A 15,133-nucleotide genomic window follows, 5' to 3' on the forward strand; every position below is an offset into this window, starting at 1 on the left:
ATACTGCACGTATCGCAAGAGCGTACCCACTAAGGCGGCGACCAATGCAGCCAGCGCGATGCGGCGCGTACCACGCCACATCGTCGCGGTGTACAACGCACCGAGCCGACGCTGCAGTCCGCGCGCAAGTATCGCCAGGTTGACGTACGACCCGACGGCCGATCCGAGGGCGATGCCAGCGGCCGCAACGGAGAGTGCTCGCAGTGGCACCGCGACACTCACCGACACGATCACCGACACCGCGATACTCGTGATCGAGGCGCGCAGCGGAGTGCGATAGTCCTGCATGGCGTAGTACGCCGACCCGAGCAGCTTGACCGACCCGAAGCTCACGAGGCCGATGGCGTACGCCGCCAGCACCCAGTGCACCGACGTCTGCTCCGCCACGCCGAATCGGCCGGCGCGATACAGCATACCCACGCAGTAGTCGCCGAGCGTGATGAACGCGACGGCACTCGGGACGATGTAGAAGAGAATGCGCTGCCAACCGCTGCGCACCTTTTCCAGCAGCGCATCCATGGCCATCGCGCCGGCGTCGCGTGACAGGTCGGGAAGCGCGGCCGCCGCGACGGAGACGCCGAACAGCGACACCGGCAACAGGGCCAGTGTATTGGCGTACCCGATGTTGGCAACCGCGCCCGTAGGCAGAAAAGAGGCGATGTACAGATCCACGAAGGACGAAATCTGTACGACACCGAGTGCGGTCACCACCGGCAGCACGTTGCGCAGCATGGGCATCACACCCTCGGCCGCACGATCGAGGGTAGGGCGAAGCGGGCCGGCGAGCCGAAGGACTTCAGGAGCCTGCGCGCCGATCTGCAGGAGCGCGCCTCCGAGTGTGGCCCACGCCAGCCAGTACGAGAGCGTGGCGGTGTCGGCGGCGCGCGGTCCGCCGATGAGGAGTAGCGCGATCTGGGCCAGCGACCAGATCGCGGCGCTGGCGTAGGGCCAGAAGAAGCCTCGATGGGAGTTCTGAATGCCGAGACACCACCCACTGAGCACCATCAGGCCGGTCATGGGAAACATCACGCGCGTCAGTCGCGTGGTGAGCTCCCGAGTCGTGTCATCGAAGCCCCCAGCCAGCACGCGCGTCAAGAGCGGCGCTGCCAGAATCCCGACCAGCGTCAGGATCGACGTTGCGGCCAGTAGCAGTCCAAGCACCGCATTCGATAACGCGCGCGCGGCGCGTGGATCGTCTCGCGAGAGCAGCCGACTGTAGATCGGTACGAAGGCCGCCGAGAGCGTGCCTTCGCCAAGCAAGTTCCGCACGGCATTGGGAATCTTGAACGCCGCACCGTACGCGTCGGCGGCCGGTCCCGCGCCGAAATAGTACGCAAACGCGGTCTGGCGCAGCAACCCGACGACACGACTGATCAGGATCCCCGCACCGACAACGAAGGCGGAGCGTCCGCCCCCGGCGTCACTCATGAGTCGGCGCGTGTTCCGTGCACGAGCGCGCGCGCGTGCGACAACGACGCCTCTCGAAGGCGCGTCAGCAGCTCGACGCCGAAGCGCGCGAGATACGGCAGTAGGTTGAGCACCCGCTCCGGCGACTTGCCCATCGGACGGAGTGAGGCGCGAACATACGCGAGCTCGCGCATCGCTTCGACCTCGTTACGCTTGACGCCGCCGAGCACGCGGTGTTCGAACTTGTCAATCCGGTGCGTCAGGTCGCGCGACAGACCCGCGATCACGTCGTGCGTGACGGGGGCCCCGGCGCCATCGACACTGTCGCGCAGCGCGCGTAGCTGCGCATCGATCGCGACACGCAACCGTTCGAGGGTATCACTGATCCCGTCATGTAGCAGTCGCTGAGCAAGTTGTTGTTCGGCGGCGTGCGGATCGCGCAGCGTCGCCTCGGCGAGACCGAGCCGATCGAGCGCGCGGTAGGCATCGCCGTCGAGTACTTCGCCGGCCCACCGCGGCGAAACGACGGGCGCCGGTGCGCCGAGCGCCGAAGCGATCGGTGCCACTTGTGCGAAATACGCCAGCTCTCCCGGACCAGCGAGATAGGTGAGCGTGGGCAGAAGCGACCGCTCCAGTACCGGGCGCAACAACACATTGGCACCGAGCGTTCCGACCGCTGCTTCTCGCGCCACGGTGGCCGCGTCCGCCATCGGAACACGCACCCGAACGCGTTGTACCGATTCGGCCTTCGACACGAGCGCGGTCTGAAATACCAAAGACAAACCGTCGACCACATCAACTTGCGGTGCGTATCCGGCAGCCACGATGGCCTGTGTTCGAGCTGACAGCGCCTCGGAAACACTGGCCGCGGCAGAAAGCGCATGTCGAAGGAAACGATCGGACGCCACGCGGAACGCCGGATGGGCCGCGTCGAGGACCGCGATGCCGAGCGGTTCGAGCAGTGCCCGGAGAAGCTGGACGTACGCGGCACCGACGGTGGCGTGCGGGACGTACGCGGCATCCACGGCGTCGAGCACGCTCGCGCGGGCGGCCGATCCACAGGCCGCCGCCAGGGTCGCGCGGGCGGCCGTGAGGTCGCCGAGCGGCACGTCGGCCATAGCGACGCCTTCGGTCGGTTCTCCAACGAGGGACATTGTCTGGAGGCCCCGTACCGTCGCGACATGGGTAACGGCAGCCTCCATCCAATCGGCGTCGTCACTGGCGGCCCAGAACACGGGCGCGACCGGCATGTTGATCGCCGCCGATAGTTCATCCGCCAGCGACAGCGCACTGATCGCCTTCGTCCACGTGTAGGACGGACCACCGAACAGGCCGGGCTGCTGTCCCGTCGTCACGACAACGCCTCGTGCCGCTGCTTGCGCGAGCCGGTCGGCAGCCGCTCCGGTGGCCGCGAAGGCCGGCGCGAGCGTCGTGAGCCAATCGAAGCCATCATGCGAGGCTTGCACCTGCAAGGCATGTGCGCGCCACGCCGACGGGGACGCCGGTCGATGCGCATACCACTCCGCACCGACCTCGCCGCGCTGCACCGCCTGTGACAGCGTGCTGCCGCCCAGCTGGGCTGTGCGTACGATCACGCCGTCTACCGACATCGGAACTGGCTCACGGACAGTCACGCCCTCTGCTCACTTGTGGTACGGTTCGCCTCGAATAATGGTGCCCGCTCGGTACAATTGCTCCGAGAGCACCAGTCGCGCTACCTCATGCGGCAACGTCCACGGCGCCAATGACAATCGACGGGCCGCACGGCCGCGTACGGCCTCGCCCAGACCGTGTGCACCGCCAATGACAAACGCCACGCTACGGGCCTGTTCGCGTTGATCCTGCAGCCACGTCGCGAAACGGGATGAATCCAGCGATTCCCCGCCCGGGTCGCAGGCAACGACTTGTGCATCAGCGGGGATTCGTTCGGCCAGTCGCTCGGCCTCACGATCCATCACCAGCGCCGGGCTCAGCCCTCGGCCCGACTCCTCTTTGACCTCGAAGACATCGAGCGGCCAGTAGCGCGCTGCTCGCGATTCGTAGTCCCGAATGGCATCGGCCAGACCCGCGTCACGGGGCCGGCCGATTACCAGCAGCGAGATCCGCATGCTGCCGGATCCGATACTGCGTCAACGATCACGTGTAGATAGTCTCACGTGTACATGCGATCACGCGTAGATACCGCGGAGGCGGTGCACGGTGGCCACACGGCTGATCGACAACATGTACGCCGCCGTGCGCATGTTCACGCGATGCTGCTTCGAGAGCGTGAGGACATCCTGGAAGCTGCGGGTCATGATGCCGCCGAGACGCTCGTTCACATCGGCCTCGGACCAGAAGTAACCCATGCGATCCTGCACCCACTCGAAGTACGACACCGTCACGCCGCCCGCGTTGGCGAGAATGTCGGGAATCACGAAGATCCCCTTCTCGTCGAGAATCGGATCAGCGGCGGCCGTGGTCGGTCCGTTGGCGCCTTCGCAGATCACCTTCGCGCGAATGCGCGAAGCGTTCTTCGTCGTGATGACGTTTTCCAGCGCGGCCGGTACCAACACGTCCACGTCGAGGGTCAGCAACGTATCGGAGTCGATCAGCTCAGCGCCCGCGAAGCCTTGCAGCGAGCGATGCTGCTGCACGTGCGCGATCGCGGCGTCGACATCAATCCCCTTCGCGTTGTAGAACGAACCGGCGCGATCGCCGATGCCGACGATCTTGCACCCTTCGGCCGCCATGAGCTTGGCCGCCGTCGAACCGACATTGCCGAAGCCTTGCACCGCCACCGTCGCACCTGTCATCGCGAGGCCGAGGTGCGCGAGCGCTTCGCGGGTCACCAACATGCAGCCCCGACCGGTGGCTTCACGGCGGCCGTACGAGCCACCCATTTCAATCGGCTTGCCGGTCACGACGGCGTTCTCGGTGCGACCGACATGCATCGAGTAGGTATCCATCACCCACGCCATCACGCGCTCGTTCGTATTCACATCCGGCGCGGGGACATCGGTGTCGGGCCCCAACAAGGAGATGATCCCCTTGGTGTAGCGGCGCGTCACGCGCTCGAGTTCACCGACGCTCATGGTGAGCGGATCACAAACCACCCCGCCCTTGGCACCGCCGAACGGCAAATTCACGACGGCGCACTTCCACGTCATCCACGCCGCGAGGGCCTTCACTTCCTCGAGCGTGACCTTCATGTCGAAGCGGATACCTCCCTTTGCCGGACCACGCGACGTGTTGTACAGCACGCGGTAGCCGGTGAACACTTCCACGTCCCCGTTGTCGAGCTGCACGGGCACGGAAACGATCAGCTGCTTTTCAGGATTGCGAAGAATCTTGTAGATGCCGGGCTCGAGATCGAGCAGCTCGGCGGCGCGGTCGAAGCGGGACATCATCGCTTCGAACGGATTCTCTTCGTTGAGGAACCTGTCCTTGTCCGGGCGGACGATACTGTCCGTCGGAAGACGGAGGAGGTCGATAGCCATTTCGCCAGGTATTTTTTTGGCCGGACTCAGCCGGCAGTGGAAGTGGTGGCCCTGCGCGCTGCCAATACTCGGGCTACAGCATGCTCCAGTATCTCAGCGCCCTGCTCGACCACCACCGTCTGGGAAACATACCAAAGAGCGGCCCCGGCGCGAGGCCAAAGCGGTGCCAGTTTGACGGCATCTTTGAGGGTGCAGAGCAGCTCTACCGAGGGATCTGCCCGTGCCACGATGCTCAATACGTCGTCGGCCACGAACTCGTGATGGTCGGGATACGCGGCGTGATGCTGGACCACGGCCCCTGCCGCCTCCATCTGACGACGAAACGCGTGGGGATCGGCAATGGCGCTCACCAGCACAAGCCTTCGCCCGTGAAGCCACGTCAGATCGTGCTGGAGCCCGCGCGGTGACCCGTGGCCGCCGCCGATGGTCGCAGCGAGCCGAATCGTCCCCGGCGCCAGACGCACCTGTGCGATAGGGACATCCGGCGCCGCCGCGCGAATGGCTGCTCGCACCGCTTGGACCTGGTCAGGGGACGCCGCCTTCACGGTGATCACGGCGACGGACGCCCGCCTCAGGCTGCCGAGCGGTTCCCGATACGGACCGCTTGGTAACAGCCGAACGGGCTCCCGCCACGCATCCGCGCTCACCAGCACCACATCAATGATCCGCGACAGCTGACGATGCTGGAACGCATCATCGAGCACGGCGCAGTCACACTGTTTGCTCAACGCCGTTACGAGTCCCACGGCACGGTCGGGTGCGACAATCACGGGAACTCCGGGTGTCAGCAGGCCATGCACGCGCCACTCGTCGTCACCGTATCCGCGCAACACCAACGCCGGCGAGGCACCACCCGCTCGCAAACGCGAAGCGAACCACGAGGCGACGGGCGTCTTGCCGGTGCCACCCACGGTGAGATTGCCGACCGAGAGCGCGGGCAACGCCGGAAGAGGGAGCGAGCCGGTGCGCATCCGCGCGTCGAATCGCGCATTACGGCGCGCCACGATCGCACCGAACAGCCAACTGAGCGGCAGAACGGAAGTACGCACCAGACGCGCGCCGATGGAGGACGACGTCCAGACATACGACACGAAGGCGCGCCCGCCGGTCCCGATGTTCACTGCGTCAGGCGCTCGACGGCGCGTTCGATAGCGTCTCCACACGCACAACGGCATCGCGCATCCGCTGCGCGAATTCCTCGGTGCGCGCGGCGACGGCACGCGCATCGGTACCCTCGAGCATGACCGGCTCGCCGTACTCGATCGTCACTCGCGCGAACGGTTTCGGAATCTCGAATCCATCCCAGCTGCGCAACTGCCACTTGCGATCGACATGTGCGACCAGTGAGACGACGGGCGCACCCGCTCGATGCGCGAGCACGAGCGCGCCTGCGGCGAAGCTGTGACGCGGTCCTCGCGGACCATCGGGCGTAATCGCCATGTCGGCGCCACGCTTGAGCACTTGCACGGCTTCGAGCAGTGCGCGTGTGCCGCCGCGTGACGACGAACCGCGTACGCCGAAGAATCCGAACGAGCTGACGATGCGCGCAATGATCTCACCATCTTTGTGCTCACTGATCATCACGCCGGTTGGCTGTCGATGGGCCCACAGGAGCGGCAGCATCTGCCCGTGCCAGAGCATGAGCACGACTCGAGGCGCATCCGGCGCGCGATCGAGCAGCGCCTGCCGACCATGCACCTCCACGCGCCACGTCGTGCCGAGCGCGTACAACACCCAGGTGCCGAGCGTGATGGCGATACGCGTGCGCCAGTCGAGCACTGTCGCAGTCATCTCGCGGGCCCGGCGGCGACGAGGTCACGGATCATGGTCGCCACGCGCTCCGAAGCGCCCGGCGTGCCCAGCATCCCGCGCACTTCGCTCAGCCCCGCTACTGCCTGCGCGCGCTGTGCACTGTGTACGTCCAGTAATGGCATCAGCGCATCGGCCACACGACGTGGCTCGAACGCCTCCTGCACGAACTCCCGCGACACCTCGCGCTGCGCGACCACGTTCACGAGTCCGATATGCGGGATCTTCACGACCCGTCGTGCGATCGCGTACGTAATCGCACTCGTGCGGTAGCCGATGACATGTGGCAAGCCCGCCACGGCGGCTTCGAGGGTCGTGGTTCCACTCTTCAACAGGCCGGCGGTGGTAGCGCGCAGCACGTTGAACGACGCGCCGTGCACGCGCGGGAACGGACACTCGACTTCGCTGATCTGCACCGTCGGCGCGACGCTCACGACAACGTGCAATCCGGGAACGTGAGCCTGCAGCAGCGTTGCCGTCTCCATGAACGGCTTCAGATGGCGCGCCAACTCGGCGCGACGCGAACCCGGGAACACCGCGAGGATCGGTCCGTCCGCGGGAAGTCCCAGCGCTGCCCGCGCTGCCGCCTGCGTCGGCAACGACTGCGCGCGATCGAGCAGCGGGTGCCCCACGAACGTGGCGTCCACTCCATGACGACGCAGCAGCCCTTCTTCGAACGGAAGGATGGACGCCGCCTTCGTAACGACGCGAGCCAGCTTGGGCAAGCGTCCGGCGCCCCACGCCCACACTTGCGGCGTGATGTAGTACAGCACCGGGACACCCGCCTTCTTCGCGACTTCCGCGACCTTGAGATTGAAGCCGGGATAGTCGAGCAACACGACCAGTGCGACACGTCCACTCTCAATGCGCTCACGCAGCCTACCCAGCAACGCATAGTGCTTCGGGATATGCCGGACGACTTCGGCGAAACCCATCACCGCCAGGTTCGCGACGTCTTCGATGATCTCCACGCCGGCATCCCGCATGTGTCCGCCGCCGATACCGACCATCGTCAAGTCAGGTGCCGTGGCACGTAGCACCTCGGCCACCTTCCCCGCATGCAAATCGCCGGACGCTTCGCCGACGACGAACAGAATCTCACGCACGCGCCGACTCATCGGAGGCACGCATCACCTGTTGTGCGGCTTCGATCGCCGACACGATGCGTAGAGCCGCCTCGAGGGCCTCACGTCCTTCCTCACCCGTGACCGCAACGGGATTGCGCCCCGCGATGGCTCCGAGGAACTGGGAGAGTTCGAGCACCAGTGGTTCGCCGTCCGGTGCCTCGAGCGGCACCCGTTCCACGAACTCCTCGAGCGCACGCGGCGCACGCGCCAGCAACATCGGATCGAAATCCCCGCGCAACCGGAAGAACTCTCCGGTGCCGGCGGCGAGGTCGAGCGAGATGTACCCGCTTCTCTGGAAGATGCGCAGCTTCCGCAACCGCTCGCGGGACACGCGGCTTGCCGTGATGTTGGCCACGGCGCCGTTGGCGAACGTCAGGCGTGCATTCGCAATGTCGATCTGCGGCGTAAGCACCGGCATGCCCATGGCCTGCACGTCAGCCACACGCAAACCAACCAACGTGTGCACCAGATCGAGATCGTGGATCATGAGATCGAGCACGACGGCCACGTCGGAGCCGCGCGGGTTGAACGGCGCGAGGCGGTCACTCTCGATGAAGCGCGGTCCGTCGACGAACGGCATCGCCGCGCGAACGGCGCGATTGAATCGTTCCACGTGGCCGACCTGCAGCATGACGCCGGCCGCGCGTGCGCGCGCCAGCAGATCATCGGCTTCGTCGAGCGTGACCGTGAACGGCTTCTCGACGAATACATGTTTGCCGCGATCGAGCGCGGCCGACGCGACTTCATGATGCGCGGTCGTCGGTACCACGATGGATACCGCGTCGACCTCGTCGAGCATCGCCGACAGCGAGGGATACATGCGGACGCCGTGCTGCGTCGCGACCTCGGCAGCCCGACCGGGATTCTCGTCGACGAAGCCGGCAAACCGGTCGCCGCAGAGATCGCGAAGAATGCGCACGTGATGCACGCCCAGACCACCGGCGCCGACGACGCCGACGCGCGGTGCATCACTCCGCGAGAAGGCGCGCGACCCCGGGGTCATGATCGTGGTTCTCAGAATCCGACGCCCCGCTGGCTCGCTTCGATGAAGTCGAGAAAGTGCCGTACATCGGGCAGCATGGACAGTTCGGCGCGCGCCTTCTCGACACCCTGCCCCAGATTGAGATCGGACCGGAAGCAGAAGCGATACGCCCGCTTGAGTTCACGAACCACCTCTTCTTCGAAGCCCGTGCGGCGTAATCCGACGGAATTCAATCCGAAGAGCTTGACCGGGTTTCCCACGGCACGAACGAAGGGCGGCACATCCTGCGATACGCGCGAGCATCCGCCGATGAACGAGTGGCGGCCGATGCGCGAAAACTGATGCACAGCGCACAGCCCGGAAATCGTCACCTTGTCTTCGACGGTGACGTGTCCGGCCAGCTGCGTTCCGTTCGAAATGATCACGTTGTCGCCGATATGACAATCGTGCGCCAAGTGCACGTAACTCATCAGGAAGCAGTTGCGTCCCACGCTCGTCGTGATCGAATGCGCGGTGCCACGATTGATCGTCGCGTACTCGCGGATCGACGTCTCGTCGCCGATATCGACCCACGTCTCTTCGCCGCGATACTTGAGGTCCTGGGGATCGCCGCCGAGAATCGCCCCGATACCGATCTGCACTCGCTCACCAAGCCGCACATTGCGCTCGAGGGTCGCGCGCGCGGCGACGTGCGTGCCGCGGCCGACGGTGCACTGGGGACCGATGATCGCCCACGGTCCCACCTCGACATCCTCACCGAGGTGCGCCGACGCATCGACGAGTGCCGTCGGGTGAATGCGCGCAGTCATCGATCGCGGACCATCGCGGCCATGTCCGCCTCGGTCACCACCTGGCCGTCTACGGTCACGACGCCACGCATCTTGCACATCATACCGCGCGTCTGCAGCACTTCCATCTCGATCCGCAGCTGATCACCGGGCTTCACGGGACGGCGGAATTTCACGTTGTCGAGCGACAGGAAGTACACGACCTTGCTCGACGGGTCGGCGATGCTGCGCATGAGCAGCATGCCGCCCACCTGCGCCATCGACTCGATGATGAGGACACCGGGCATGATCGGATGCCCCGGAAAGTGTCCCTGGAAGAACGGCTCGTTGATCGAGACGTTCTTCAGCCCGACGATCCGCTTGCCTTCCTCGATCTCCAGAATGCGATCGACGAGGAGGAACGGATAACGGTGCGGCAGCACCTGCATGATATCTTCGATGGAATACACGGCGGGCTCCCGGACAGCGTGTTGCACGAGGGCGCGAACCAAGGCGACTGTGCCGCGGTGACTCGGTTTGTGAGCGACGATGTGCGCGCGGACACGCGCACCAGTGAGAACCAGATCTCCGACACAGTCGAGCGTCTTGTGCCGGGAAAATTCATCAGGCCAGCGGAGCGTGGTATCGACCACCCCGTCGGCGTCGAGTACCACGGCGTTGGAAGTGGATGCCCCCTGAATCAATCCCTTCGTGCGCAGCGCGTCCACTTCATGCGTGAACCCGAAGGTTCGCGCCGACGCCAGTTCTCGCGTGAAGCTGTCGGCGGTGACTATGCACTGCGTGCGCTGCGTGCCGATCAATGGATGCGGAAAATCGATCGTGACGTCGAGCGACAGGCCCATGCACGGCCCGGCCTCGTACACCGAGTCGCCATCCACGACGCGAAGCGACTTCCGCAGGACCAGCCACTCGGGACGGCCTCCGTTGGGCACCAACCCGGCGCCGCGCAACGCGTCGAGAAACGGTGCGGCACTGCCGTCCATGATCGGCGGCTCGGGTCCGTCCATCCCGATCTCGAGATCGTCGATCGACAGTGCACCGACGGCGGCCAGCACATGCTCCACGGTGTGCAGCGCGGCCGGACCGGTCCCGAGTTGCGTGCGACGCTCGGCGTCCACCGCGACGTCGACACGCGCCGGAATCGGCGAGGCGCCGACGATGTCGGTCCGTCGGAATACGATGCCGGTTCCCGTTGGCGCCGGCTGGAACGTGAGACGACAGGGTTGCCCGAGATGAAGACCGGTGCCCTCGACCACGGCCACACGACCAATCGTGCGCCGCTGCCCTGCCGGCTCGGACATGGAGCCAGTCACCGCGTTCGTCAACTTGCCCGCGCTCGCGCTCACGTCTCGCTCCCGTCAGACGCGCGGTTTGCCTGACCAACCGTTGCCGGCTTGCTGACCAACTGCTCGAGCGGGCGCACGATCTTCGCCAAGCGGGCGATTGCCGCCGACGCCCGCAGATGATCCCGGTGCGGTCGGGCCGGATATCCGGACCACGTCTCGCCAGCCGGCACGTTGCCGATCACCCCGGCGCCGCCAGCCAAATTCACCTGAGAGCCAATCGTGACGTGCCCACCGATACCGACCTGACCGCCGATCTGCACGCCATCGCCGATCCGGGTAGAGCCGGCCACTGCGGCCTGGGCCGCGAAGAAACAGCCGCGCCCCACGCGTACGTTGTGCGCGATATGAACGAGGTTGTCGAGCTTCGTTCCGGCGCCGATGATCGTGTCGTCCACGCTGCCGCGGTCGATGCAACTGTTTGCACCCACCTCGACGTCGTGCTCGAGAATGCAGCGCCCCGCGTGGGGAATGCGCACCACGCCGTTCGCCTGCGCTACGAAGCCGAAGCCCTCGCGACCGACCCGTGCACCCGCGTGCAAAGTCACGCGGTCTCCCAGCTCCGTAAACGGGTACACGACGGCCGTGGAATGCACGCGTACGTCTTTTCCAAGCACCGATCCCGCGCCTATCACCGTATGCGCGCTGATCCAGCTCCTGTCGCCGATCACCGACCCTTCGCCGATCACGACAAAGGGGTCGATCGTGACGCCCTCGCCAAGACGTACGTCGTTCGCAATGATAGCGGACGGGTGTACACCTTTGGCGCGCGGTTCCTTGCGGTGGAAGCGCTCGAGAAGAGCGACCATGGCATCGACCGGCTTGGCCACGACGATTCTGGTGGCCGGGGTCCCTGCCAGTTCGGCAAGCTCGGGCGAGATCAACACGACGCCGGCGCGAGACGTGGCGAACCACTGCCCGTAGCGAAGATGCGATAAAAAGCTCAGCTCGTGGGGACCGGCGCGATCGAGCGGTGCAATACCCCACACCTCGATCTCGCCGTCGCCCACGAGCACCCCCCCGACCTGCTCCGCAACGGCAGCGGCGGTGATGGGCTGTTGCCCACCACCGCCGCCTGCCTGCGGATCTTCGGAACCGCCGCCCACTGCGGCGATCACTCCGTGGGCGGCTTCTTGGTGTTCAGGCCCGCCGGGACGCTCGTCGGACCAGCCGGCGTCGGTTTGGCAGCAGCCGGCGCGGCGCGCGGCGCGGCCAATCGCAGCTTGGACACGACACGATCGGTGATGTCCAGATTCTTGTCGGCCGACACGATCAGCGAGCCCGCCGCCACGTCGAAAATAAAAGCGAAACCGCCCTCGGCCCGCAGGTCGTCAAGCACCTTGCGCACGTTATCCATGATCGGCTGCATCAGTTCAGCTTCACGCGCCTGCGCCTGCTCCTGCAGCTTCTGCACGCGCTCCTGATAGCCCGCCTGCTTATCGCGAAGCGTCTTCAGGCGGGCTTCCTTCGCCGCCGGCGACAATGACACTTCTTCTTTCGCATACACTTCCTGCATTGTGTTCAGCGAATCGGAGAGCTTCTGCACGGCCGCGCGCATCGACGTCATTTCCTTGTCGAACTGCGCCTCAGCTTCGGTTCGGCCAGGGGCAGACTGGAGGATCGCAGCAGAGTTCACGTAGGCGAACTTCTGTGTCTGAGCGGACCCCAGGGCGGGAACGCCAATCAGTAAGGCGCAAGCGCCGACGAACGAGGAAAGCCGCATGTGAGGTCCTGAGTTTAGAAGAGCTGACCGAGTCGGAAATGGAACTGCCAACGTGGATCGGGCCGAACTCGTCCCGTAACCAGGTCCACGGTCGTGCGATCGAAGCCGTACGCCATATCCAATCCAAGCGGTCCCAACGGCGTTACGGTAGATACCCCGAATCCCGCGGAACGGAAGAGCCGGGTCGGATTGATCTGCCGCGCGGACGCCCAGTTGTTGCCGGCGTCGGTGAAGGCGTTGAGATAGAACATCTGGCTGAATCGGACGCCGACCTCACCGGTGAGCGTCATGAACGCGTTGCCGAACGACGCCGGATCGGATCGGAACTGGTCGGTATTCGGGTTGAACCCGACCGGGGTAATCGAGAACTCCGGATAGCCGCGCAACTGCTGGCCGAACTGCACACCGCCAACCGCGAACTGTTGCTGGAAGAAGAACGGTCCCGAGTTGCCGAACAAGCTGCCGGCCCGCGCCGTGAGCCCCATCGTGAACTTTATAGGCTGCGAACCCGGGTTCGTTCCACCGAGCTGACCCAACTGAGTGTACGCGCGCATTTCCGTCGTCAGGCGCTGGAAATTCACCGTTCCGCCCAACGGACCGCCGCTGAAATCGGCCGTGACCGTCCTCATGGATCCACCCGTCGCGAACGGCAAGTCGATCCGCGTGTCGTAGGTGTATTCAAGCCCCACGTTCGACCGGAAACAGTTCCGCGTGCAGGTGTTCTGAATCGTGCCCGAGGTGAAGGTTGCCGACTCCCCGTTGTACGACACGGCCATCGTCGAGAAGTACGACCAGGGTACCGGCAGACCGAATCGCAGTTGCGAGCCGGTGCGGATGTTCTGACCGAGGTTACCGACAATGAAACGGGACTGCGTGCGGTACGCGCTGATCGCGCCGGACACACGCGAGCCGCGCAGCGCGGGGTCGGTGTAGGTGGCCGTGAAGTCGTTGAAGAACCGACCATACTGCCAGTTCAGCTTCCCCTGCTTACACAGGCCGAAAAGGTTGGGCTGTTCGAGGCCGATGAACCCGCCGAACCCGACGCCGCCCTGACCCATCGACGCGCCGAAATTGATCGAGCCGGTCCGCTTCTCCTTCACGCGAAACACGATGTCGACGTCGCCCTGATCATTGACGGGACGGTAATCCGGAAACGGCATCGGCGACTCGAAGAAATTCATGTTGCCGATACTCTGATAGCTGCGGATCAACGCGGCCTGATTGAACACGCCACCCGGCACAAGGAAGACCTGACGGCGAATGCAGTCGTCGGCCGTGAAGTCATTGCCGAGAATCTCGATACGATTCACGATCGCCGGATTCTTCTCGTCAATTTCCCAGCGCAGATTCACCGTGGGAATCGAATCCGGACCCTCGAGTTTGCGCTCGAGCACGGGATTGATGCGCGCGTAGAGATAGCCGTTGTTGCGATACTCCCCGTTCACCTTCTCGATGGCATCGTCCCACTTGTGCTGGTCGAAAATGCCTTCGGGTGCTGCGGCTTCTCGCTTGATCAAGCCCTTCACGCGCTGCGTCAGCGTGGGATCATTCCCTTGGACCAGATAGAACTTTTTCAGGTCTTCCGTTGGGAAGCGACGGTTGCCCGCCACTTCGAAGGTGCCGATGCGGTAGCGAGGCCCTTCCTCGACACCGATCTGTACCAGTCCTTTCCCTCTCTCACGATCGACGATCAGCGTGTCTTTCGAGATCCGCATGTCGACGTGGCCGAGTCGCGAAAACAGCGTTGGGATACGCTCGCCGAGATCACCGACGTACTTGTCCTCGTCGAACTCACCTTTGCGGAACCACCAGAACCCTTCGGGCTTCGTCTTCATCGCGGACACGACCTGCTTTTCCTTCACCGACGTGTTGCCCACAATGTCGATACCCGAGATCGCCAGGCGGCGTCCCTCATCGACCGTGTACGTGATGCCGATACGATCGTCATCCATCATCACCGAGTCGATCCGCACCTCCGCCAGATAATAGCCGGCAGCCTCATAGGTCGAGTCGATACGCGCCCGCGCCTTGGCGAGCATCATGGGATCGATCGGACGTCCGATCAGGAGGTCGATCTTGTCACGCACAGAACGCTCAGAAACGTTCTTCGGGCCCACGACCTTGATATCACCGAGGATCGCGCGCTCCCGAACCTGAATGACGGTCAGCACCTTCTCCGGCACGCTCTCCAGATCGCAGAGCAGCTGGACATCGTCGAACAGGTTCAGCGCGTACAGCCCTTTCATGGCGCGCTGAATCGACGGAAAGTTGAGTGGCGTTCCGGGCGTCAGACCGATCTCGCTACGGATGCGTGCATCAGGCGTTCGCGTGTTGCCACGGATCGCAATGGAGTCGGGGGACGCACAGCGCCCTGTTACGTCTTGAGCCGCCGCTGCTCGAGGGGCAACCGCAGACGCAAACAGGGCGATACCGGCCAACACCAACTGGGCCTTTCTTTTGGGGACGCTCTTCAGC

13 protein-coding genes are annotated in these 15,133 nt (G+C 64.7%); all 13 read right to left on the bottom strand.

The genetic code is table 11. The features are described from left to right. Positions 1–1,428: murein biosynthesis integral membrane protein MurJ (gene murJ, locus ACESNG_RS14940; protein WP_373069552.1), on the bottom strand; the 1,428-nt coding region annotated here is incomplete at its 3' end. Beyond that, positions 1,425–3,017 carry a bacillithiol biosynthesis BshC gene (gene bshC / locus ACESNG_RS14945; RefSeq protein WP_373058082.1) on the bottom strand — a complete coding sequence of 531 codons (1,593 nt, stop codon included), beginning with the start codon at positions 3,015–3,017 and terminating at the stop codon, positions 1,425–1,427. The genes murJ and bshC, both read right to left, overlap by 4 nt. A 33-nt stretch (positions 3,018–3,050) precedes the next feature. Next, the gene (locus ACESNG_RS14950; RefSeq protein ID WP_373058080.1) at positions 3,051–3,515 is read right to left on the bottom strand and encodes a 23S rRNA (pseudouridine(1915)-N(3))-methyltransferase RlmH; all 465 of its coding nucleotides are present in this window, start codon (positions 3,513–3,515) and stop codon (positions 3,051–3,053) included. 60 nt (positions 3,516–3,575) lie between these two features. Beyond that, the gene (locus tag ACESNG_RS14955) at positions 3,576–4,886 is read right to left on the bottom strand and encodes a Glu/Leu/Phe/Val dehydrogenase (protein WP_373058078.1); all 1,311 of its coding nucleotides are present in this window, start codon (positions 4,884–4,886) and stop codon (positions 3,576–3,578) included. A 26-nt stretch (positions 4,887–4,912) separates the two neighbouring features. Beyond that, positions 4,913–6,007 carry a tetraacyldisaccharide 4'-kinase gene (locus tag ACESNG_RS14960; protein ID WP_373058076.1) on the bottom strand — a complete coding sequence of 365 codons (1,095 nt, stop codon included), beginning with the start codon at positions 6,005–6,007 and terminating at the stop codon, positions 4,913–4,915. A gap of 4 nt (positions 6,008–6,011) precedes the next feature. Further along, positions 6,012–6,677 carry a lysophospholipid acyltransferase family protein gene (locus ACESNG_RS14965; protein ID WP_373058074.1) on the bottom strand — a complete coding sequence of 222 codons (666 nt, stop codon included), beginning with the start codon at positions 6,675–6,677 and terminating at the stop codon, positions 6,012–6,014. Beyond that, positions 6,674–7,801 (bottom strand): lipid-A-disaccharide synthase, encoded by a 1,128-nt coding sequence (gene lpxB, locus ACESNG_RS14970; RefSeq protein ID WP_373058072.1) that lies wholly within the window; start codon positions 7,799–7,801, stop codon positions 6,674–6,676. The genes ACESNG_RS14965 and lpxB overlap by 4 nt, the downstream gene beginning before the upstream one ends. Further along, positions 7,794–8,825, bottom strand: a complete 1,032-nt coding sequence (locus ACESNG_RS14975) for a Gfo/Idh/MocA family protein (RefSeq protein ID WP_373058070.1) — start codon at positions 8,823–8,825, stop codon at positions 7,794–7,796. The genes lpxB and ACESNG_RS14975 overlap by 8 nt, the downstream gene beginning before the upstream one ends. Positions 8,826–8,836: 11 nt before the next feature. After that, positions 8,837–9,613 (bottom strand): acyl-ACP--UDP-N-acetylglucosamine O-acyltransferase, encoded by a 777-nt coding sequence (gene lpxA / locus ACESNG_RS14980; RefSeq protein ID WP_373058068.1) that lies wholly within the window; start codon positions 9,611–9,613, stop codon positions 8,837–8,839. Next, positions 9,610–10,893, bottom strand: a complete 1,284-nt coding sequence (locus tag ACESNG_RS14985; protein WP_373058066.1) for a bifunctional UDP-3-O-[3-hydroxymyristoyl] N-acetylglucosamine deacetylase/3-hydroxyacyl-ACP dehydratase — start codon at positions 10,891–10,893, stop codon at positions 9,610–9,612. The genes lpxA and ACESNG_RS14985 overlap by 4 nt, the downstream gene beginning before the upstream one ends. A 41-nt stretch (positions 10,894–10,934) precedes the next feature. Then, entirely contained in the window at positions 10,935–12,053 is a 1,119-nt protein-coding gene (gene lpxD / locus ACESNG_RS14990; protein ID WP_373058064.1) for a UDP-3-O-(3-hydroxymyristoyl)glucosamine N-acyltransferase, read from the bottom strand. Continuing rightward, positions 12,050–12,571, bottom strand: a complete 522-nt coding sequence (locus ACESNG_RS14995; protein ID WP_373069554.1) for an OmpH family outer membrane protein — start codon at positions 12,569–12,571, stop codon at positions 12,050–12,052. The genes lpxD and ACESNG_RS14995 overlap by 4 nt, the downstream gene beginning before the upstream one ends. A 101-nt stretch (positions 12,572–12,672) precedes the next feature. After that, a partial coding sequence (gene bamA / locus ACESNG_RS15000) for an outer membrane protein assembly factor BamA (protein ID WP_373069556.1) occupies positions 12,673–15,133 on the bottom strand: 2,461 nt, incomplete at its 5' end.

The organism is Gemmatimonas sp., from assembly GCF_041689975.1.
Classification (GTDB): Bacteria; Gemmatimonadota; Gemmatimonadetes; order Gemmatimonadales; family Gemmatimonadaceae; genus Gemmatimonas.

Coding starts and splice junctions, on each gene's coding strand:
- bshC (WP_373058082.1), bottom strand. CDS start 3,017: ATGTCGGTAGACGGCGTGATCGTACGCACAGCCCAGCTGGGCGGCAGC.
- ACESNG_RS14950 (WP_373058080.1), bottom strand. CDS start 3,515: ATGCGGATCTCGCTGCTGGTAATCGGCCGGCCCCGTGACGCGGGTCTG.
- ACESNG_RS14955 (WP_373058078.1), bottom strand. CDS start 4,886: ATGGCTATCGACCTCCTCCGTCTTCCGACGGACAGTATCGTCCGCCCG.
- ACESNG_RS14965 (WP_373058074.1), bottom strand. CDS start 6,677: ATGACTGCGACAGTGCTCGACTGGCGCACGCGTATCGCCATCACGCTC.
- ACESNG_RS14975 (WP_373058070.1), bottom strand. CDS start 8,825: ATGACCCCGGGGTCGCGCGCCTTCTCGCGGAGTGATGCACCGCGCGTC.
- lpxA (WP_373058068.1), bottom strand. CDS start 9,613: ATGACTGCGCGCATTCACCCGACGGCACTCGTCGATGCGTCGGCGCAC.
- ACESNG_RS14985 (WP_373058066.1), bottom strand. CDS start 10,893: ATGTCCGAGCCGGCAGGGCAGCGGCGCACGATTGGTCGTGTGGCCGTG.